The organism is Variovorax restrictus, from assembly GCF_051216715.1.
Taxonomy (GTDB): Bacteria; Pseudomonadota; Gammaproteobacteria; order Burkholderiales; family Burkholderiaceae_C; genus Variovorax.
Genome location: NZ_JBPJZH010000001.1, coordinates 2589085 through 2608443 on the forward strand (window position 1 = coordinate 2589085; position 19359 = coordinate 2608443).

The window sequence follows — 19359 nt, forward strand, 5'->3', positions numbered from 1 at the left end:
CGATGCCGCCATTGCCCTCGAACGCTCCCGCCGACCCGGCACTGCTCCCGCCCCACGCGCCGCTGCCGCTCTACTACGGGAACGAGGACGAACACCAGGCCTTCCTGCGTCGCATCTTCGACGACACCGCCCCTGACTACGACCGCATCGAGCGCGTGCTGGCCTTCGGCTCCGGCCCCTGGTACCGCCGCAGCGCCCTGCAACGCGCCGGCCTGCGCGCGGGTGCCGAGGTGGTCGACGTCGGCATCGGCACCGGGCTGGTGGCGCGCGAGGCGTTACACCTCATCGGGACGTCCGGCCGGCTGGTCGGCGTCGACCCGAGCGCGGGCATGATGAAGGAGATCGACCTGCCCGGCGTTCAACTGGTCCAGGGCAAGGCCGAAGCCCTGCCGCGGCCCGACGCCAGCAGCGACTTCCTGAGCATGGGCTATGCGCTGCGCCACATCAGCGATGTCGGCGCCGCCTTCGGCGAGTTCCATCGTGTGCTGCGTCCGGGTGGCCGTCTGTTGGTGCTCGAGATCAGCAAGCCGCGCAGCCGCATCGGCACCGCTCTGCTCAAAGCCTACATGCGCGCCGTGGTTCCGCTCATCGCCCGCGTCATCGGCCGGCGCAGCGACACGGCCGAGCTGTGGCGCTACTACTGGGACACGATCGAGGCCTGCATCCCGCCCGAGCAGGTGATGCAGGCGCTGCGCGATGCCGGCTTCGGCGACGTGCGCCGGCATGTCGAACTGGGCATCTTCTCCGAGTACACCGCCGTCAAGACCGCATGAATCCCACCGCCAGCGTTTCCCCTGAGAGTTGCGACGTCCTGATCATCGGCGGTGGCCCTGCCGGCGCCACCGCCGCGGCGCTGCTCGCCCGCCAGGGCCGCCAGGTCGTGATGCTCGAGAAGGCCCACCACCCGCGCTTTCACATCGGCGAATCGCTGCTGCCGGCCAACGTCGCGCTATTCGACAAGCTGGGCGTGCGCGACCAGATCGAACGCATCGGCATGCCCAAATGGGGCGTGGAGTTCGTCTCGCCCGACCACGACCACGTGGCCCGGCTCGAATTCGCCGAAGCCTGGGACAAGTCGATGCCCTACGCGTGGCAGGTGCGCCGCTCGGAGATGGACGAGATCCTGTTCCGCAACGCCGCCGCGCAGGGCGCCACGACGATCGAAGGCGCCCGGGTGCGCGACGTGCAGTTCGACGCGGACGGGGCCACCGTGCACGCCACGCTCGACGACGGTGCCGCGCGCAGCTGGCGCGCCCGCTTCGTGCTCGACGCCTCCGGCCGCGACACCTTCCTCGGCAACAAGTTCAAGGCGAAGCAGAAGAACCCCAAGCACAACAGCGCTGCCGTCTTCGGCCACTTCGCCGGCGCCCTGCGCGGCGAAGGCAAGCTCGAAGGCAACATCACGATCTTCTGGTTCCAGCATGGCTGGTTCTGGTACATCCCCCTGGCCGACGGCACCACCAGCGTGGGCGCGGTGTGCTGGCCCTATTACCTCAAGTCGCGCACCAAGCCACTCGCCGACTTCTTCGCAGACACCATCGCGCTGTGCCCGGAACTCGTCGCGCGCCTGAAGGACGCGACGCTGGTCGACGACGCCGTCTACGCCACCGGCAACTACGCCTACACCAGCAGCCACTGCAGCGGCGAGCGCTACCTGATGCTGGGCGACGCTTTCAGCTTCATCGACCCGGTGTTCTCTTCGGGCGTGTACCTGGCGATGCACAGTGCCTTCGAGGGTGCCGAGGTCGTGGCCACCGCACTCGACCAGCCGCGCCGTGCCGCGGCGGCGCGTCGGAATTTCGAACGCACCATGCGCAAGGGACCGCGCGAGTTTTCGTGGTTCATCTTCCGCGTGACCAACCCGACCATGCGCGAGTTCTTCATGTACCCGCAGAACCCGCTGCGGGTGAAGGAGGCGCTGATGTCGCTGCTGGCCGGCGACGTGCACGGCAAGACGCCCATCTGGGGATCGCTGCGCGTGCTCAAGAGCATCTATTACGTCGTCTCGGCTGGCCACCCGCGCCGCACCTGGGACGCCTGGCGTCGACGACGCCGCAACATCCGTGACCTCGGCCGCCTGGCCGGCGAGAACATCCAGGAGACGCCATGAGCGCGCGTGAATTGCTGAAAGTCCCCCCGCTGCGCGTCGAGCGGCTCACCCTGTCGCAGGGGCTGGCGATGGCAGCCGGCGGCCATTCGCCCTTCGGCGGGCTGGGCTACGGCACGCCCGACAACCTCGCCTGGATGCCGACGGTCAACGCCCAGGTGCTGTCCGAGGGCGGGCCGATGGCGGACGTCTGGCAGGCCAGCGGCGAGATCCGCTCCGGCACCACCGGCGTGGCGCGCTGGCGCACCGACGGCCATTGGGTACTGGGGGCCATCGACCTGGACGAGACCGTCGAGCAGCAAGGCGTGGCCAAACTCGCCGAGCGCGCCTATGCCGACCTGTTCCGCGCGCTGGCCGACAGCGGCTGCCCGCATCTGCTGCGCATCTGGAACTATCTGCCGCAGATCAACGGCGACGGCGGCGGGCTGGAGCGCTACCGCCAGTTCAACATGGGCCGCCAGCAAGCCTTCCTCGACGCCGGCCAGGCCGCCTTCGACGGCGCGCCGGCCGCCTGCGCGCTGGGCATCCGCCAGGGCTCGCTGTGCATCCGTTTCCTGGCCGGCCAGATCGCGCCACTGCCGATCGAGAACCCGCGGCAGGTCTCGGCCTACCGCTACCCCGAGACCTATGGCCCGCGCTCGCCGACCTTCTCGCGTGCCGCGCTCGCCGAGCTCGGCGGCGGCGATGTCGCGCTGTTCATCTCCGGCACGGCCAGCATCATCGGCCACGAGACGGTGCACCTGGGCGACGTGCGGGCGCAGACCGCCGAAACCCTGCGCAACCTGACGGCCGTGATCGACGCGGCCAACCTGCGCACCAGCGCGCGCTTCTCCCTTCCCGCGCTCGAAGCCGTCGTGTATGTGCGCCACGTGGCCGATGCGCCCGTGGTGCGCGAGGTGCTCGTCGACGCGCTCGGCGCCGACGCCCCAACGGTGCGACAGGCGGTCTATCTGGAGGCCGACATCTGCCGCCAGGACCTGCTGGTCGAGATCGAGGCGCACGCGGTCGCCCCTGGGGCCCTCCGCGCGTGACGAAGGCGGCTGCGCGATGAAGACGCTGCTGCGCCGGCTCGCGTCGATCGCCCTCGCGCTCCCGCTCTACACACTGCTGTTGGGGTTGGGGCTTCTGTCGCTGGCCTGGAACCTGATCGCGATGCTGCTGTACCCGGTGCTCCCGCCGGACACAGCCCGGCCGCTCGGCCGCCGTGTCATCGCCGGCGCCTACCGCCTGTTCTGGGCCGTCGCCTCGCTCAGCGGCATGATGCGCATCGACGCGCGCTGCCTCGACGCGCTGCGCGACGAGCGCGGCCTGATCCTCGTGGCCAACCACCCGACCATGCTCGACGCGCTGCTGCTCGTGGCGCGGCTGCCGCGCAGCGCCTGCATCATGAAGGCGGGGCTGATGAAGAACGTCTTCCTCGGCGCCGGCGCGCGCCTGGCGCACTACATCCGCAACGACTCGGCCCACACCATGGTGCGGCTCGCCGTGCACGACCTGCGTCGCGGCGGCCAGCTGGTGATCTTCCCCGAAGGCACGCGGACGGTGACGCCGCCGCTCAACCCCTTCTGCCCCGGCGTTACGCTGATCGCCAAGCTGGCGCAGGCACCGATCCAGACCGTCTTCGTCGACACCGACTCGCCGTACCTCGGCAAGGGCTGGCCGTTGTGGCGCGTGCCACCGCTCCCGCTGGTCTTCACGCTGCGCCTGGGCGAGCGCTTCGCGCCGTCGCCCAACAGCGCCGCCCTGCTGCTGCAGATCGAACAGTACTTTCGCCACGCCATGACACAGAGCGCCTCCGAGGCGCCGACCGAATGCCAGAACCTTCGCGCACCCATCTCGTCCTGATTCCCAGCTACAACACGGGCGAACGCCTGTTCTCCACCGTCGCGGCCGCTCGTGCGCAATGGAACCCGGTCTGGGTGGTGATTGACGGCAGCACCGACGGCACCGGCGAACGCATGCAGCAGCTCGCCGCCACCGACCCCGGCCTGCGCGTCTGGCAACTGCCCGAGAACCAGGGCAAGGGCGCCGCTGTTTTGCGCGGCCTCGAAGCTGCGCGCGAGGCCGGCTTCACCCATGCACTGGCGATGGATTCCGACGGCCAGCACCCGGCCGACCTCATCCCCGCCTTCATGCAGGCCTCGCAGGCGCGGCCCGACACCCTGGTGCTCGGCCGCCCGATCTTCGACGCCAGCGCGCCGCGCATCCGCGTGTGGGGGCGCAAGCTCTCCAACGGCTGGACCCACATCGAAACCCTCTGGGCCGGCGTCGGCGACTCGCTCTACGGCTTTCGCATCTACCCGGTGAACGCGCTGATCGACGTGATGCAGGCACAGCCCTGGATGCGCCGCTTCGACTTCGACACCGAAGCCGTGGTGCGGCTGATCTGGAACGGCGTCAAGCCGATCAACGTCGACGCGCCGGTGAAGTACCTCAGCGCGGCCGAGGGCGGCGTCTCGCACTTCAACTACCTGCGCGACAACTTGCTCTTGTCGTGGATGCACGCGCGGCTGATGGGTGAGTTCCTGCTGCGCCTGCCGTCGCTGGTCATGAAGCGACTGCGCGGCCTGCCGCCCTTCCAGCCTTGACGTCCCCCCAGCCTCTTTCGCCCTGGACCGCCGAGATCGGCTGGCGCATGCGCAAGCTGTTCTGGCTCAAGCTGCTCGGCACCACGGCCGTGACCTCGGCCTTCTTCATCGGCTACTTCTACGTCTTGCGCAACCCGGTGTTCCCGGTGGTCGTGATGCCCACGATGGCGCTCGACCGCTGGATCGGCTTCCATCCCTGGGCACTCTTCATCTACCTGACCCTTTGGGTGTACATCGGCGTCGGGCCGGGGCTGCAGCGTAGCTTCTGGCCGCTGGTGGTCTACGGCCTCTGGCTGATGGCGATGTGCCTGACCGGGCTCGTCCTGTTCTACCTCTGGCCGACCGCCGTGCCGCCGCTGGGCTTCGACGCCTCGGGCTACCCGGGCTTCGCACTGCTGCAGGGGGTGGATGCGGCCGGCAACGCCTGCCCGTCGCTGCACGTGGCCACCGCCATGTTCACCACGATCCGGATCGAACAAGTGCTGCGCGATGCCGGCACGCCGCGCTGGCCGCGGGTCATCAACGCGCTGTGGTTCTTCGCCATCGCCTGGTCGACGCTCGCCATCAAACAGCATGTGGTGCTCGACGCGTTGGCCGGCGCGGTGCTGGGCATCGTCTTCGCGATGATGTCGATGCGCTGGAGGCCCGGGGTGCAGCAGCTATCATCGTCCACGACTCGCAGAGCGGAACAAAACACACCATGAGTTCGTTGAAGGAATTGCAGGACCTGATCCAGGAAAAGTACGCCATCCCGGCGTCCGAACTCGACCCGAATGCCTCCATGCGCGAGAAGGGCCTCGACTCGCTGGCCCTGGCCGAATTCATCTTCGAGATCGAGGACAAGTTCGGCATCGAGGTGCCCGACGACAACCCGAACATCGACACGCTCGCCGAGCTGGCCGCGCTGGTCGACAAGGTGCGCGCCGCCAAGGTCGCCTGACGACCGCCTCACGATGAGCGCTGTCGTCGTCACGGGTCTGGGCGTCGTCGCACCGCACGGCGGCGACCCGCACGCCCTTTTCGCCGCGCTGATGCGGGGCGACTCCGCGATCCATTCCGTCTTTCCCGAACTGCCCAAGCCGGCCGCTGCCGCCACGGTCGAGTTCGATGCGGCCCGCTGGTTCACCAAGCTGCAGCTCGCCGGCGTCGACCGGGTCAGTCAGCTGGCCGTCGCTGCCGCCGACCTCGCCTGGCGCGATGCGGCGCTGAGTGCCGACGCGATCGCTCCGGAACGTCTCGGCGTCTTTGTCGGCTGCGGCATGGGCGGTGCCGCGGCGCTGGAAGCCGCCTACCGCAGCAACAACGGCCGCGTGCCGCCGCTCACCATCCCGGCCTTCATGCCGAACGCGCCGGCCTCGCATGTTGCGATGCGCCAGCGCGCACAGGGCCCGGTGCTCACCTACTCGGTGGCCTGCGCGTCGTCGTCCCTGGCCATCGCCGAAGCGGCCAAGGCGGTGCGGCACGGCGAGGTCGACGTGGCCATCGCGGGTGGCAGCGAATCGCTGATCGTTCCGGGTGTCGTGCTGGCCTGGCAGGCCATGCAGACGCTGGCGCACTTCCAACCCGGCGAAGCGGCCACCGCGGTGAAGCCGTTTGCCGCCGACCGCAGCGGCTTCGCGCTGGGCGAAGGCGCCGCCTTCCTGATCCTCGAGTCGGAGGCGCATGCGCGCCGTCGCGGCGCCACGCCGCACGCCATGCTGGCCGGCTGGGGCAGCAGCTGCGACGCCACCCACCTCACCAAGCCCGATGCAGACGGCCAGGCCCGCGCCTTGCGCGCCGCCCTGCGTCAGGCTGGCCTGTCGCCGCGCGACGTCGGCTACTGCAATGCGCACGGCACGGCCACGCGCATCGGCGATGCGGTCGAGCGCGAAGCGCTGGCCGCCGTCTGGGGCGATGCGCTCGACGACCTGCGCGTGAGTTCGACCAAGGCGCTGCACGGGCACCTGCTCGGCGGGGCCGGCGCGCTGGAGGCCGTGATCACGGTGATGGCACTGCGCGAGCAGCAGCTGCCGCCCAATGCAAACGGCGATTCGATCGATCCGGCCTGTGCACTCAACCTGGTCCGCGATGCCGGCACGCAAGCCTCTGCGCTGCGCGCCGCTATCAGCAGTTCCTTCGCCTTCGGCGGCACGAACTCGGTCCTGCTGTTCACCCGCTGACTTGGCGGGCAGGTCAAACCGCCACGAACGCCCCGTGCAGTCCCAGTGGCAGCGCATAGGGCAAAGTCGCCTGCGCCACCGGCCCGTCGGCCAGCGCGTCGGCGGCGAAGCACGACAGTACCGTCTTTCCCTGCGCGTAGTCGAGTGCGGTCCCGAGCACCCAGCCGGGTCGCTCGCCATCCGGCACGAACACATGCTCCTCGACCAGCGCCTGCGGCCCGTAGCTGAAGCGTTGTGACGCGCCTGATTCGACGTCGGTGCGCGCGACCGCGCTCCACAGCGGCCGGCCGTCGACCGGCCCAGCGGCATGGACTACCTGGCGATGCCGCAGGCCGACGCGGCGCGGATCGATGCGCGGGAATTCGGCCTCCAGCGGCCATTCGACCTGCGTCGCCCGCCCCGCGCCGAGGTCCAGGCGGGCCACCGTCAGCTTGGCGTGCGGGCCGCGCATGTAGCGCCCCCGCATGAGCTCGCGGGTGCCCGTGAACAGGCTCGACGCATCGGGCGCACGGACGTAGTCGACATGGATCACCGTCCCACCGGCGGTCTGCTCCTCCCAGGCGTTCCCGAGGTGGAACAGGAAGCCGGCCGGCAACGCGAGCATCTGCTGGCGCTGCCAGTCCTTCTTGTCGATGACCAGCGCGCGCATGCCGAGCTCGGGCCGCCACACATGCGCATCGAGAAAGCTGGCGCCGGCCTGCTTGCGCGCGGCTTCGTAGACCAGCGGCGGCATCAGGAACACGAGGTGCCGGTCGGTCACCGCGAAGTCGTGAATCATCGGCAGGTGGCTGATGGGACGCGCGTCGGCGCGGCGCAGCGCGCCATCGGGTGCGATCTCGTAGAGCACCAGCAGGCCGTTGCTCGCACTGACGCCGAAGTTCCAGACCGTGCCGTCCGGATCGATCTTCGGGTGGGCGGAGAACGGCACGCCGGCCAGATCGGCCCGCCAGGTCTTGAGGCCGCGCGTGGCCAGCGTCTGCGGGTCCAGCCGCATGGCGGACCCCCCTTCCCACAGCGCGAGCAGGTCGCCGCCGATCGGCAGCATGCTGATGTTGGCGACGTTCATGTCGTCGGGCGAAGTCAGCGGCTCGCTGCCCGCGAACGCGGTCCCGAAGCCCTCGATCAGGCGATGGCCGGCGCGCGCTTCCCGTGTGCGCTTGGCGGTCGCGACAAAGCGGCCCTGGTGGTGCACCGCGCCGCCCTCGATCACGAAGCGATGCGCCATGCCGTCGCCGTCGAACCAATGGTGATAACGCTCACCGGCGACCTCGTGGCCGGCGGGGCCGACACGGTAGAGCGTGCCGGCGACCGCGTCAGGAAAGCGGCCACGCACCGTGGCGGGCGTCAGCGGCAGATCGCTGGGCACCGTCGCGAAGCCCGATTTCCAGGGCGCGGTCGAGGCCTCGAATTCCGCCTGCCAGTCGTCGACGGCACCGGCACGGGCTGCAAACGGCAGGAGCCAAGGCGCGCTGCCAAGCGCGGCCAGCCGGCAAAGAAGTTCACGGCGGTTCATGGCACCGGTCTCAATGCAGACGGAGCGCGATGCTGCGGTCGGCGGTCTCGAGCGGCACCGCGGCCGCGTCGAAAGTCGGAGGACCCATGCGGCCCCGGGCGTCGTTGGAGAAGCCGTAGCGTTCGATCGGCACGCCGACCAGGTTCGCGTCGAGCTTGCCGTTGCCGTTCTCGTCGGCGAAGGACTTGAGCACATAGCGTCCCGGCGGCAAGCCGACGAACACCAACTGCGCCTGGCCGTCGCGCATCGGGAGCGTTTGCGCGGCCAGCGCCTTGTCCGCCGTCAGCGCCTCGGCCGAGTCGAACAGCGCCACGTAGAGCGTGGCCGGCACCACTGGCCCGTCGCTCACGGCGACGCGCAGGTCGGCCGCGCCGGCGGCCAGGGGAATGGCGAGTGCCGCGGCGAGCGCGGACAGGGTTCGGAAGGGATGCATCTCGGGACTCCGTCGAAGTGGAGTCGCAACGATCGCGCGTCACGCGCGCCGTCGCCAGCGCGATGCGACGAAACGCGCCGGAGGGGCGCGAAACGCCCTAGCGCAGCATCGGCAGCAGCCAGGTCCACGCCAGCCCGGCGGCCGCACAGGCCCCGAGCAAGGGCAGCACGCCGACCTTGAAGCGGAACAGCGCCACGGCGGCGGCGAGCGCGATCACGGCCGATGCCACGTCGATGCGCCCACCGAAGCCCTGCGGCCACAGCACGTGGTACGCGAAGAACAGCGCGAGGTTGAGGATGACGCCGACCACCGCCGCCGTGATGGCCGACAGCGGCGCGGTGAAGCCCAGCCGGCCATGGGTGGCCTCGATGACCGGGCCGCCGGCGAGGATGAAGATGAAGGACGGCAGGAAGGTGAAGAAGGTGACGACCGACGCCGCCAGGGCCGCGCCTGCGAACACCGCGTCGGGGCCCAGCACCTGGTGCAACCAGCCACCCACGAAGCCGACGAAGGCCACCACCATGATCAGCGGGCCCGGCGTGGTTTCGCCCAGCGCCAGGCCGTCGATCATCTGCGCACCCGACAGCCAGTGGTACTGCTCGACCGCGCCCTGGTAGACGTAGGGCAGCACCGCGTAGGCGCCGCCGAAGGTCAACAGCGCGGCCTTGGTGAAGAACCAGCCCATCTGCGTCAGCGTGCCCTGCACGCCCTGCGTCGCGACCAGTACCGCCATGACCACCGCCCACAGGCCGAACCCGACGCCGAGCACCTTCATCAGCCGCCCACGGGAGAAGCGCGCATGCGGCGGCGTCGGTGTGTCGTCGTCGATCAGCGCCGGCCCGTGGTGCGCAGCCGCCTGGCCCGGTGCCCCGCCGAGCGCGAACACGTTCGGCGCATGGCGCGCGCCGAAATGACCGATCAGCGCGGCGGCCACGACGATCGCCGGGAACGGCGTGTCGAAGGCGAAGATGGCGAGGAACGACGCCGCCGCGATGCCCCACATCCAGCGGTTGCGCAAGGCGCGCGTGCCGATGCGGTGGGCCGCATGCAGCACGATGGCCGTGACGGCCGGCTTGATGCCGTAGAAGATGCCCGCCACCACCGGCACATGGCCGAAGCGCAGGTAGATCCACGACAGGCCGATCAGGATGAACAGCGAGGGCAGCACGAACAGCGCGCCCGCCACGAGGCCGCCGCGGGTCCGGTGCAGCAGCCAGCCGATGTAGGTGGCGAGCTGCTGCGCTTCGGGCCCCGGCAGCAGCATGCAGTAGTTGAGCGCATGCAGGAATCGCTTCTCGCTGATCCAACGTCGGCGCTCGACCAACTCGGTGTGCATGATCGCGATCTGCCCCGCCGGCCCGCCGAAGCTGACGAAGCCCAGCTTGAGCCAGAAGCGGAAGGCTTCCCAGAAGTTCACCGTGACCGGGTCCGCAGGCGCTGCATCACGGACCGGCGCGCCGGCCACTAGATCATCCCGCCGTTGATCGAGATCACCTGCCCGGTGATGTAGGCGGCGTCGGGGCTGGCCAGGAAGGCGGCCAGCGCGGCGACTTCGTCGGGCGTGCCGGCGCGCTTGACCGGCACCATCTGCTGGATGATCGCCGGGTCGAACACCGCATCGGCCATCGGCGACGCGATGATGCCCGGCGCGATGGCGTTGACCGTCACGCCGCGTGCCGCCACTTCGAGCGACAGCGCCTTGGTCGCGCTGTTGAGCGCGCCCTTGGCCGCGGCGTAGTTGACCTGACCCTTGTTGCCGGTGAGTGAGGCCACCGACGAAATGTTCAGGATGCGGCCCCAGCGCGTGCGCAGCATCGGCAGCAACAGCGGCTGCGTGACGCGGAAGAAGCCGTTGAGCGAGACGTCGATCACCTTGTGCCACTGCTCGGGCCGCATGCCGGGCAGCACCGCGTCGTCGTGCACGCCGGCGTTGTTCACCAGGATCTGCACCGGGCCGCCGGTGAGGATCGCCGCACAGCCGGCGGCCGTGGCCTCGTCGCTGCGCAGGTCGAAGACGTGGCATTCGGCGGTGCCGCCGGCCGCGGTGATGGTCGCGGCCAGTTCTTCGACCGCCTGCGGTCGGGAGCTGGCATGCAGCAGCACGGTGGCGCCGTCGCGCGCCAGGCGCTGGGCGATGGCCGCGCCGAGGGCGCCGCTGGCGCCGGTGATGAGGGCGCGTTTTCCGGAGAGGGACATGGCGTTCATTTCGAAGGAGTCGCTGGAGGCAAAGGGGTGTTGAGGACGACGACCGCACGGCCTTCGGCCAGTGCGCGACCGCCCTCGTCTTTCACGGCGAATTCGTAGAGCACCTGGCTGGCATCGCCGGACAACCGCTTCGCATGCACCTGAAGCGCACCCGGCACGTCGTCGAAGCGATCGACCGAAAAGCGCACATTGCGCGCACTCGCCAGGAAGCCGGCCGAGGGCTCGGCATCGTCCGGGGCCAGCACGCCGCCGTGCAGGGCCATGGCCTGCGCGGCGTACTCGATGAGATTGGGCGCCATCAGTCCGCTCGCGGTGCGCAGCGGGTTGTCGGGCAGCGCATGGCTGGCGGTGCTGCAGTGGATGGCTTCGGCGTCCCACGCTTCCAGCCGGTCGAGCAGGCACATGCTGCCGCTGTGGGGAATGCGGCGGGCGATGCCGGCGCGGTCGAGGGTCTGGGGTGTCGTCATGGTGTGGCGGGTTCGAGGTCGGCGACCAGCAGCACGTTGGCGAAGGGTGTGCCCTGGCTCATGGGGATGGCCTGCACCGCGAAGCCCAGTCGCTGCAGCAGCGTCGTCCATTCGGCCAGCGTGCGGCCCCAGGTCGGCGACACACGGTGGCCGCGGATGCGCGTGACGGTGCGGTCGACCCATTGGCTGATGGCGAAGCCACGCGTGCTGGCTGCATCGCCGACGCGCAGCAGCAGCCGGCCGCGCGGCGCCAATGCATCGCGCACGCGCTGCAACACGCCTTCCTGTGCGTCGAGGTCGACGTAGTGCAGCACGTCGAGGATGACGACCAGGTCGCAGGCCGGCAGCGGCGCGCTGCACATGTCGGCACACAGGATGCGTGGTGCGGGATGGAGATGGCCGAGCGCCGCCTGCGCGCGAGCCACGTCCCTGGGCATCAACTCGATGCCGGTGTACTCGATGCGTGGCGGCGTCGCGGGCCAGGCGCTCGGCCACTGGCCCTGCGCCTGCATCGACGCGGCCACCGACAAGAGGCTGGCCGTGAGGCTCTGACCGCTGCCGATGTCGAGCACGCGGGCGTGCTGCGCGCCGACGAGTTGGCGTTCCAGCATGCCGCGGAAGGCCGGGTCGCGCCCCAGCTTGCCGCGGGCGAAGTGCCAGCCGAACCGGCCGGACTGGCGATACGGCGCGGTCGCCTCTTCATGCAGGCGGCGCCAGGCCGCGTCGGTCGTGATCGTGCTCATGCGTCCTTCAAGGCTTCCGGCAGGGTCACGGCGCGCAGGCGGTCGGCCTTCAGCCGCGCGAGCAATGGCGGTAGCACCTCCAGCACGACCGGGCGACCGGCTTCGGTGCGGGCAGCGTTGCCGTCGTGCAGCAGCAGAATGTCGCCGGCCGCCAACCCGCGGACCAGGCGCTCGAGCACCTTGGCCGGGTCGCGCTCGCGCGTGTCGAAGCCGCGACGCGTCCAGCTCACCAGCGACAGGCCCAGGCGCCGCAACACCGGCGCGAGAAAGGGGTTGCGCAGGCCGGCCGGGGCCCGAAAGCAGGTCGGGCGTTCACCGGTCGCTTGCGTGAGCAGGTCCTGCGCGCGGGAGATTTCAGCAGCGTAGCCGCGCGGCCCCAGGAACGAAAAGTTGTGCCGATGGCGCGCCGTGTGGTTCTGGATGCTGTGGCCGCGCGCGACGATCTCGCGGGCCAGTTCGGGATGCGCCGCCACGCGGTCGGCGATGCAGAAGAAGGTCGCGCGCTGGCCGTAGGCCTCGAGCACGTCGAGCACCTGCGGCGTCACGACCGGGTCGGGCCCGTCGTCGATGGTCAGTGCCACCTCGCGGCGCGCCACGGCGGCCGCAGGCAGGCGCGTGACGTTCGGTCCCAGCAGCCGGCTGCGCGGCGTGAGCCCGGCGCCGGTGATGAGCGCATGGTTGAGCACCACCGCGCCGATCGCCCATGGCACCGCACCGGGCACCCAGACGGCCGCCGCCAGCGCGCCGATGTGAAGCAGCGCACTCGCCGGAAAGATCAGCGGCATCGAGGCGACCGAGGGCGTGGCGGGGACGGTGGTGGACGACATGGCGCGCGTTTGTACCTCAGGCCGCGCGCCGCTTGGCAAAAGCCGCCGACAACAGCAAGGCCAGCAGCGCGCCGGGCGCCACCACGCGGCCGATGGCCGAGAGCGCGGGGATGTCCGAGATCGCGATCAGCCCGAAGGACACGACCGTCGTCAGGTTGGCCAGCATCAGCGAGGCCAGCGTGTCCTCGTCGGCGCGGCCGGTCTCCTGCAGCTGGTCGAAGAACAGCGCGTAGTTCGAGCCAACCGCCACGATCAGCAGCAGCCCGACCAGGTGCAGGATGCCCAGCGGCACCTGCAGCGCCGCCATGCCGCCCAGCGTGAGCACCACCGCCAGAAGCAGCGGCTGGCACACGGCCACCAGCCGGCGCAGCGAGCGCAGGTACAGGCCCAGCAGGACGACCACCGCCAGCGCGCCCAGCATCACCTGCGCAAAGGCTTCCTTCAGGTAGCGGTCATAGAGGCTGCCGAGCTCGGCGCCGATGTCGACCACCTGCACCTCCGGCAGCGGTGCCAGCGCAGCGACCAGTTGGGCCTTGTCGAACCGGTCGGTCGTGTGCAGCGCGATCAGCGACGACCAGCCGCCGCCCGGGCGCTCGAACATCAAGGCGCGCACCACCGGCGCCATCGGCCCCGCGGCCAGTTCTTCGCGCGTGATGGGGGCGAGCTTGCGCGCAGCCTCGACGGAGGCGACGAAGGGGTCGAGCCGCTCGGGCGCCAGGGGCATGCCTTGCGTCGCCTCGGCCACGCGCGTGCGCAGCGTGGCGGCGTCGGGCAGGCTCGCAATGCGGGCCTGCTGCGCGGCGACGCTCGGCAGCATGCGGGTGACGGTTTCGTAGCCGCTCAGCTGGCCCTGCTCGACCATCGCATCGAGCCGCTGCCCCGCGGCCTCGGTGATCCGCAGCGTGGCCTGCTCGTCGGCCGCCTGGATGACCACCAGCGTGCCGCCGTCGCTGGCGCCGATGTCCGCGCGCAGCGAGGCGTCGAGTTCTTGCGAGGCCTTGGAGATCGGGCTCATCGACGAGAGGCTGGCGCGCCACAGCGCCCCGCCCTGCCAGGCCATCAGCGCTACCGCTACGACGCCCGCCACGACGAAAGCGACGCGCAGCCGCGGCATGGCCTGCACGATGCCGCTCGCCGCGCGCGCCATGTGGCGGCGCATGCCCAGGCCGGTGGCGCCGTCGGGCGCCAGCATCGGCAGCCCGTGGCGCGTGACCAGCGCGGCGGCCACCAGGCCGGCGATGGAGAACACGCCGAGCTGCGCCAGGCCCGGGAAGCCCGAGAACACCAGCGCCGCGAAACCGCACACCGACGTGAGCAGGCCGAGACGCACGGTCGGCCAGTTCAGGTCGCGCCAGCGTTGCCAACCCGTGCCGGGTACCGCGGCGCCGCGCGCCTGGATCAGGTAATAGATGGCGTAGTCGACCGTCTCGCCGATCAGCGTGCTGCCGAAACCCATCGTGAGGCCGTGCACCGAGCCGAACACCAGCGCGACCGCGGCCGTGCCTGCCACCACGCCGGTCAGCACGGGCAACAGCGCGATCACCAGCGCCTTGGGCGATGCGAAAGCCGCCAGCAGCAAACAACCCATCACGATCGCACCGACGATCGCGAGGTGCATCGCCTCGCCCTTTATCTTGTCGCGGCTCTGCACCGAGAACACCGGCGCGCCGCTCAGCTGAAGCTTGGGGGCCTCGGCGCCGAGGCCCTGCGTCGCCTTGGCGTATTCGGTTTCGATGCGGGTGATGGCCGCCGCCTGCGCATCGAGGTCGCTGCCCGAGGCCTTGGTGGTCGCCAGCAGCATCGCGCGCGGCGCGGTGCGCGACGCCCACACGCCCTCCTCGGTGCGCGGCGAGGTCGCGGGGATCAGCCCTTCGGCGATGCGCTGGGTTTCGCCGGTCGGGTCGCGCTCGAACAGCGGGCGAACCAGGTTGCCGGCCGGCGTGCCGAGCATCGACACCGTGTCGGTGATGGCATCGCGCAGGCCGTCGACGGAAAAGCGCTCCGGCGTCACGCCCGGCGACAGCTGGTAGCGCCGGTCGAAGACGAAGGTGCCAGCTTCCTGCCACTCGCTGTGATCGCCGTTCTGCACCTGCTCGTACAGCCCGCTGGCACGCATCGCCTTGCCAAGCGCGCGCGACACGTCGGCACGCTGCGCGGCGTCCTTGCCGCCTTCAAGGCCGACCATCAGCGTGCGCGAGGCGACGCCGCTCTGCAGTTGCTCGATCAGCACACGCTGGCGCGCATCAGGGCTGGCCGGCAGGAAGGCCGACAGGTCGGCGCTGAATTGCGTGCGCGAAATTACCGCGACACCGGCCAGCACCGCGGCCAGCCACAGCAGGAGCACCAGCGTGCGACGGCCCCTACTCGGCCCGGCGTGCAGAACGCTCATCGCTTCGGCGAGATCGTCATGACCGACCGGTCACCGCCGCGGAACTCCATCTCCACGCCCAGCACCTCGCCGGCCTTGCCGCTCAGCCGCAGCATCGCGACCTGCGACGCCAGGCGCGCATCGATCGGTGCGAGGTCGAGCGTCCAGTCGCTGGCGTTGCCGCCGACGGTGCTGGTGAAGTAGCGCTGCAGCACCTGCGTGTTGCCCGCGAGCGTGGCGCGCATGGCTTCGACCATGCCCTGCAGCTCCGGCATGCTGTCGAGCGTCATGCTGCGGCTTCGGCCGCTGCGCGACAGCGTGAGGTTGTTGCCGTCGACCGCCATCGTCTCGGGCCGGGGCGACAGGGTGCGCCGCACCAGCTGGTCGGGCGCGGTGAAGCTCAGCGTGCCGCTGGCGGCCAGCGGGCCGTCGAAGCCCCGCACATAGCGCTGCTCGGTGAAGTTGGCTTCGCCCTGCTTCTGTTTGGCCAGCAGGCCCATCAGCTCGTTCAGGTCCAGCGCCCAGGCTGGCGCAGCGGCGCACAGCACCGCGACCAGGGCCCAGCGCGCGGGCCGCAGCCCGCGCTCGATGCGTGCCTCAATGCGTGTCTTCAAGCCAGAAATCATGGAAGTTGAACCAGTTGTAGGGATGTTCGCGGCACAGCGCCTCCAGGCGCGCCACGTAGGCTTCGACCGCCGCGCGGATGCGTTGTTCCCGCTGCACGGGGTCGGTCAGCCGCTCGCTGAAATCGGCCAGCGGCTCGAAGCGGACATCGTAGCGGGCGCCGCCCACATAGAGCCCCGCCATGAAGAACACCTTGCGGCGCAGCAGCGCGGCCAGACGGAAGGGACCGTCGTTGAACACCGCGGGATGCCCCAGAAAGGACAGCGTGAGGTTGTTGCTGCGCTGGCCCATGTCCTCGGTGCCCGGCAGCGTGCGGTCGGCCAGCATGCCGCCCAGGCCACCGCCGTCGAGCCAGTCGCGCAGCGACAGCATCGAATGCGGGCGACCCAGCGCGATGATGGTCGGGCGCAGTTCGGGCAGCGCGATGGTCTCGAGGATGCTCGAGATGCGCTGCGCGTTGTCGGTGAACATCAGCATCGCCAGGCGCAACGCGCCGTGGTCGCTGCTGTGCTGCCGGCAGGCGCCCATCGCCTCGAAGCTGCCGACGTGCGCGCCCAGCAGGAAGGCGCCGCGGCCGGACACCACCTCGGCCTCGACCGGGGCCTGGCCGCTGATGCGCACGTCGAACAGGTCCATGCGGCCGCGCAGGAAGTACACCCGGTCGAGCACGGTCGACGCGAAGGCATGCAGCAGCCGGTAGCCGTCGCCCCAGCCGGCCCGCGGCCCGATCGCGCGCAACAGGTAGCGCTTGATGTGGCGACGCGGCGTGGGGTCGAACAGCAGGAAGTACAGGCAGATCGGGTGCAGGATCAACCGCGTGACGCGCCGTCCACAGGTCAGCGCCAGCCAGCAGATGAAGCGCAGCGCCAGCATGTTGCTGCGCTCGGGACGATGCGCCCATGCGGCGGCGTCGGGCGCCTTGTCGGAAGCCGCCTCGGTGCCTGCGTCGTGTGCCGCGGCCATCAGCGTTCGCCCGACGGCGTCCATCTACCGCTCGCGGCCACCACGTCGCCGCAGCGCACCTCGAAGCGCACGCCGCGTGCCGCGCCCGTCTCGGGATGCAGCGCGATGTCGATGGCCGCGCCGGGGCGCACCGGCGACAGGAACTTGGCCGCCGCCAGCGTGGGATGCGCACCCAGCCGCGCGGCCATGGCAGGCACGCGGCGCATCACCTCCATCACCTCCGACACCAGCAGCGCGCCCGGCACCAGCGGCTGGCCCGGGAAGTGGCCGGCGAAGACGGGGTGGTCCGCAGGGATCTCGTGCGTCACCTGCACCGGCGTGTCATCGGCGGCCAGCTGCGACAGCGCGAACTCGCGCAGCGCGCGCACGGTGAGCTTGCCGGTGCCCTCGCGCGGCAGCGACGGCACATGCACCACCCGCCGCGGCACGAAGACGGATTCGAGCCGCGCGCGCAGGGCCGCGACCACCTCGCCCGCGCCGAGCGTCGGCGCGACCACGAAGGCCACCGGCCGAACCACGCCGTCGCTGACGTCGTCGGGCAGCCAGAAGGCACCGTCGTCCACGCCAGGAATGCTATTGAGGTGGTAGTTGAGGTGGCCGAGCGAGCTGCGCTTGCCGGCCACGTGGATCAGGTCGTTGGCCCGGCCGAACAGGCGAAAGCGCCGGTCGTCCAACAGCTCCAGCACGTCGGCCATGGGCGTGGGCTGGGGGATGAAGTCGCCGGCGAAGACGAACTGCTCGGTGCCGTCGGCGCCCGGCTGCGCGGTGACGCGGATCTCGCCGAAGGTCTCCCACACCTCGCTCTGCGTCGGCCGGCGCGTCGCGACCTGGCCCGACTCGGTGCTGCCGTAGATCTCGATGAGCATGCCGCCGGTGGCCTGCTCGGCCTGGGCGGCGAGCTGTGGCGACAGCGGCGCGGTGGCCGAGAGGATCAGATCGACCGGGGGAATCTCGATGCCGGCGAGCAGCAGCGTCTTCAGGTGGAAGGGCGTGGTGACCAGTGCGCGCGGGCGCGGCACCGCGGCCAGCGCGGCCACGATGTCGGCCGGGAAGAACGGCCGGCCGCTGTCGAAGGCCGCGCCGCCGACCAGCGCCAGCAAGGCAGTGGATTCGAGACCGTAGCTGTGCTGCACCGGCACCGTGCCGACCAGCGTCAGCCCCGCGAGCGATGGGCGATCGAGCAGTTGCGCCAGCCGCGCGACGGCAGCAGCAGCATCGCCCACCAGCGTCTGCCAGGTCTTGGCATGCGGCTGCGGCACGCCGGTCGAGCCGGAGGTGAGCAGGCTGACCGCGTGCAGGCGGCCGTCGATGGCGGGGACGTCGTTTGAAGCAGCCGCCGCCGTGGCACCGACCTCGACCATCACGCGGTCGAGCCCTGGCGTTTCGAGCGAGGGCTCGTCGGTGACGGCGGTGAGCTTTCCGTGCTCGGCCGTCAACCGTGCCATCGTCTCGGGCCGTGCATCGGGCGGCAGCAGGCTGGCCTGACCGCGCAGCAGCGCCGCGCCGAGCGCCACCGTGAAGGCGTAGCGGTCGTTGCAGAGGTTCAGCACCGGCCCTGCGGACGGCATGCGCTCGGCCTGTCGCGCCACGTCGGCCAGGAAGCTGCGGCCCGACACCGGCACGCCGGCGCGCCAGGCGAACGGCGCATTGAGGTCGCGCGCGGCCAGCAGAGGAAGGAGGGAAACATCGTTCGGCATGCGCAATTCCGTGGTCATCGCATCAGCGCTTGGTCGTCGGCGCGGCCGAAGACGCGCCATAGAAGGCGCGCACCGCATCGATCATGCGGGTGCGCTCGAACTCGGGGTGCAGGCGGTAGCGCACCAGGTGCTCGCCCACGAACAGCACGACCACCATCACCGGGCTGAGCACGTTGGCCAGCAGCGACCAGGCCGAGAACGGCAGCCAGAGGTAGACGGGAATGGAGACCAGCGCAGTGAGCGCGAAGTAGATCGTCCAGACCCAAGTGACCTGCCGCGTGTATTCCGGCATGCCCGGGCCCAGTGGATGCACGCGCTGCGCGAACTGGCCGATGAGCGACAGCTGCCCGCCACGCAGGGTGCCGCCGAACCAGCAGGCCAGCACGCCGTTGATGCCGACGTGCTGCAGCACGTACAGCCGGTTGGGGTCGCCGGCCGCGCCACGCCACAGCACGACGAAGACGAGCACGCCCGCCAGCGTGGCACCGGCGAGGCCCCAACCGCCGAAGCGCGAGCCGCCCAGACCGAGCGCCGTGAGCCACAGCGGACCGAGCAGCACCGCCATCGCCCACGGGGCGTGCGGGTGGAACAGCATCAGCCAGTGAGACAGGCCCGCATACGCCGCCCCTGCCAGCAGCAGGAGCGCCAGGCGCCATCGCGACATC

At 70.6% G+C, this 19359-nt stretch carries 20 protein-coding genes; 8 read left to right on the forward strand and 12 right to left on the reverse strand.

Features of this window, described 5'->3' with window-relative positions; genetic code table 11:
* Positions 1–2 precede the first annotated feature (2 nt).
* Genes ACSFA0_RS12225 through ACSFA0_RS12260 form a run of 8 tightly spaced genes read left to right on the forward strand, consistent with a single transcriptional unit; the run spans position 3 to position 6854 of the window.
* The gene (locus tag ACSFA0_RS12225; RefSeq protein WP_435450437.1) at positions 3–773 is read left to right on the forward strand and encodes a class I SAM-dependent methyltransferase; all 771 of its coding nucleotides are present in this window, start codon (positions 3–5) and stop codon (positions 771–773) included.
* Positions 770–2110, forward strand: a complete 1341-nt coding sequence (locus tag ACSFA0_RS12230; protein ID WP_435450438.1) for an NAD(P)/FAD-dependent oxidoreductase — start codon at positions 770–772, stop codon at positions 2108–2110. The genes ACSFA0_RS12225 and ACSFA0_RS12230 overlap by 4 nt, the downstream gene beginning before the upstream one ends.
* Positions 2107–3138, forward strand: a complete 1032-nt coding sequence (locus ACSFA0_RS12235; protein WP_435450439.1) for a chorismate transformation FkbO/Hyg5 family protein — start codon at positions 2107–2109, stop codon at positions 3136–3138. Before ACSFA0_RS12230 ends, ACSFA0_RS12235 begins: the two co-directional genes overlap by 4 nt.
* A gap of 16 nt (positions 3139–3154) precedes the next feature.
* Entirely contained in the window at positions 3155–3952 is a 798-nt protein-coding gene (locus tag ACSFA0_RS12240; protein ID WP_435450440.1) for a lysophospholipid acyltransferase family protein, read from the forward strand.
* Positions 3919–4695 carry a glycosyltransferase family 2 protein gene (locus tag ACSFA0_RS12245; protein WP_435450441.1) on the forward strand — a complete coding sequence of 259 codons (777 nt, stop codon included), beginning with the start codon at positions 3919–3921 and terminating at the stop codon, positions 4693–4695. The genes ACSFA0_RS12240 and ACSFA0_RS12245 overlap by 34 nt, the downstream gene beginning before the upstream one ends.
* Positions 4692–5399 carry a phosphatase PAP2 family protein gene (locus ACSFA0_RS12250; protein ID WP_435450442.1) on the forward strand — a complete coding sequence of 236 codons (708 nt, stop codon included), beginning with the start codon at positions 4692–4694 and terminating at the stop codon, positions 5397–5399. Before ACSFA0_RS12245 ends, ACSFA0_RS12250 begins: the two co-directional genes overlap by 4 nt.
* Positions 5396–5635: an acyl carrier protein gene (locus ACSFA0_RS12255; RefSeq protein WP_435450443.1), complete on the forward strand. Its 240-nt coding sequence runs from the start codon at positions 5396–5398 to the stop codon at positions 5633–5635. The genes ACSFA0_RS12250 and ACSFA0_RS12255 overlap by 4 nt, the downstream gene beginning before the upstream one ends.
* A gap of 13 nt (positions 5636–5648) precedes the next feature.
* Positions 5649–6854, forward strand: coding sequence for a beta-ketoacyl-[acyl-carrier-protein] synthase family protein (locus ACSFA0_RS12260; RefSeq protein WP_435450444.1), 1206 nt, complete (start codon positions 5649–5651; stop codon positions 6852–6854).
* A gap of 13 nt (positions 6855–6867) precedes the next feature.
* On the opposite strand, the gene ACSFA0_RS12265 is transcribed toward ACSFA0_RS12260, so the two are convergent.
* The 12 genes from ACSFA0_RS12265 to ACSFA0_RS12320 form a co-directional block, all read right to left on the reverse strand.
* Positions 6868–8367 (reverse strand): carotenoid oxygenase family protein, encoded by a 1500-nt coding sequence (locus ACSFA0_RS12265; RefSeq protein WP_435450445.1) that lies wholly within the window; start codon positions 8365–8367, stop codon positions 6868–6870.
* A 10-nt stretch (positions 8368–8377) separates the two neighbouring features.
* On the reverse strand, positions 8378–8800 hold the full coding sequence (locus tag ACSFA0_RS12270) for a DUF2141 domain-containing protein (RefSeq protein WP_435450446.1): 423 nt from the start codon (positions 8798–8800) through the stop codon (positions 8378–8380).
* Between the two features lie 97 nt (positions 8801–8897).
* Positions 8898–10217, reverse strand: coding sequence for a chromate efflux transporter (gene chrA / locus ACSFA0_RS12275; protein WP_435450447.1), 1320 nt, complete (start codon positions 10215–10217; stop codon positions 8898–8900).
* Positions 10218–10264: 47 nt separating this feature from the next.
* Complete coding sequence (fabG, locus tag ACSFA0_RS12280) at positions 10265–10996, reverse strand: 3-oxoacyl-ACP reductase FabG (protein WP_435450448.1); 732 nt, start codon at positions 10994–10996, stop codon at positions 10265–10267.
* Between the two features lie 5 nt (positions 10997–11001).
* Entirely contained in the window at positions 11002–11472 is a 471-nt protein-coding gene (locus ACSFA0_RS12285) for a hotdog family protein (RefSeq protein ID WP_435450449.1), read from the reverse strand.
* Positions 11469–12215 carry a class I SAM-dependent methyltransferase gene (locus ACSFA0_RS12290; RefSeq protein ID WP_435450450.1) on the reverse strand — a complete coding sequence of 249 codons (747 nt, stop codon included), beginning with the start codon at positions 12213–12215 and terminating at the stop codon, positions 11469–11471. The genes ACSFA0_RS12285 and ACSFA0_RS12290 overlap by 4 nt, the downstream gene beginning before the upstream one ends.
* Complete coding sequence (locus ACSFA0_RS12295) at positions 12212–13042, reverse strand: polysaccharide deacetylase family protein (protein WP_435450451.1); 831 nt, start codon at positions 13040–13042, stop codon at positions 12212–12214. The genes ACSFA0_RS12290 and ACSFA0_RS12295 overlap by 4 nt, the downstream gene beginning before the upstream one ends.
* 16 nt (positions 13043–13058) lie before the next feature.
* Positions 13059–15431: an MMPL family transporter gene (locus ACSFA0_RS12300; RefSeq protein WP_435450452.1), complete on the reverse strand. Its 2373-nt coding sequence runs from the start codon at positions 15429–15431 to the stop codon at positions 13059–13061.
* On the reverse strand, positions 15428–16024 hold the full coding sequence (locus ACSFA0_RS12305; RefSeq protein ID WP_435450453.1) for a LolA-related protein: 597 nt from the start codon (positions 16022–16024) through the stop codon (positions 15428–15430). Before ACSFA0_RS12305 ends, ACSFA0_RS12300 begins: the two co-directional genes overlap by 4 nt.
* The gene (locus ACSFA0_RS12310; protein ID WP_435450454.1) at positions 16008–16997 is read right to left on the reverse strand and encodes an acyl-CoA synthetase; all 990 of its coding nucleotides are present in this window, start codon (positions 16995–16997) and stop codon (positions 16008–16010) included. The genes ACSFA0_RS12305 and ACSFA0_RS12310 overlap by 17 nt, the downstream gene beginning before the upstream one ends.
* Positions 16997–18694, reverse strand: a complete 1698-nt coding sequence (locus ACSFA0_RS12315) for an ApeI family dehydratase (RefSeq protein ID WP_435450455.1) — start codon at positions 18692–18694, stop codon at positions 16997–16999. The genes ACSFA0_RS12310 and ACSFA0_RS12315 overlap by 1 nt, the downstream gene beginning before the upstream one ends.
* Positions 18695–18716: 22 nt before the next feature.
* On the reverse strand, positions 18717–19358 hold the full coding sequence (locus ACSFA0_RS12320; RefSeq protein ID WP_435450456.1) for a COG4648 family protein: 642 nt from the start codon (positions 19356–19358) through the stop codon (positions 18717–18719).
* Position 19359: the final 1 nt, after the last annotated feature.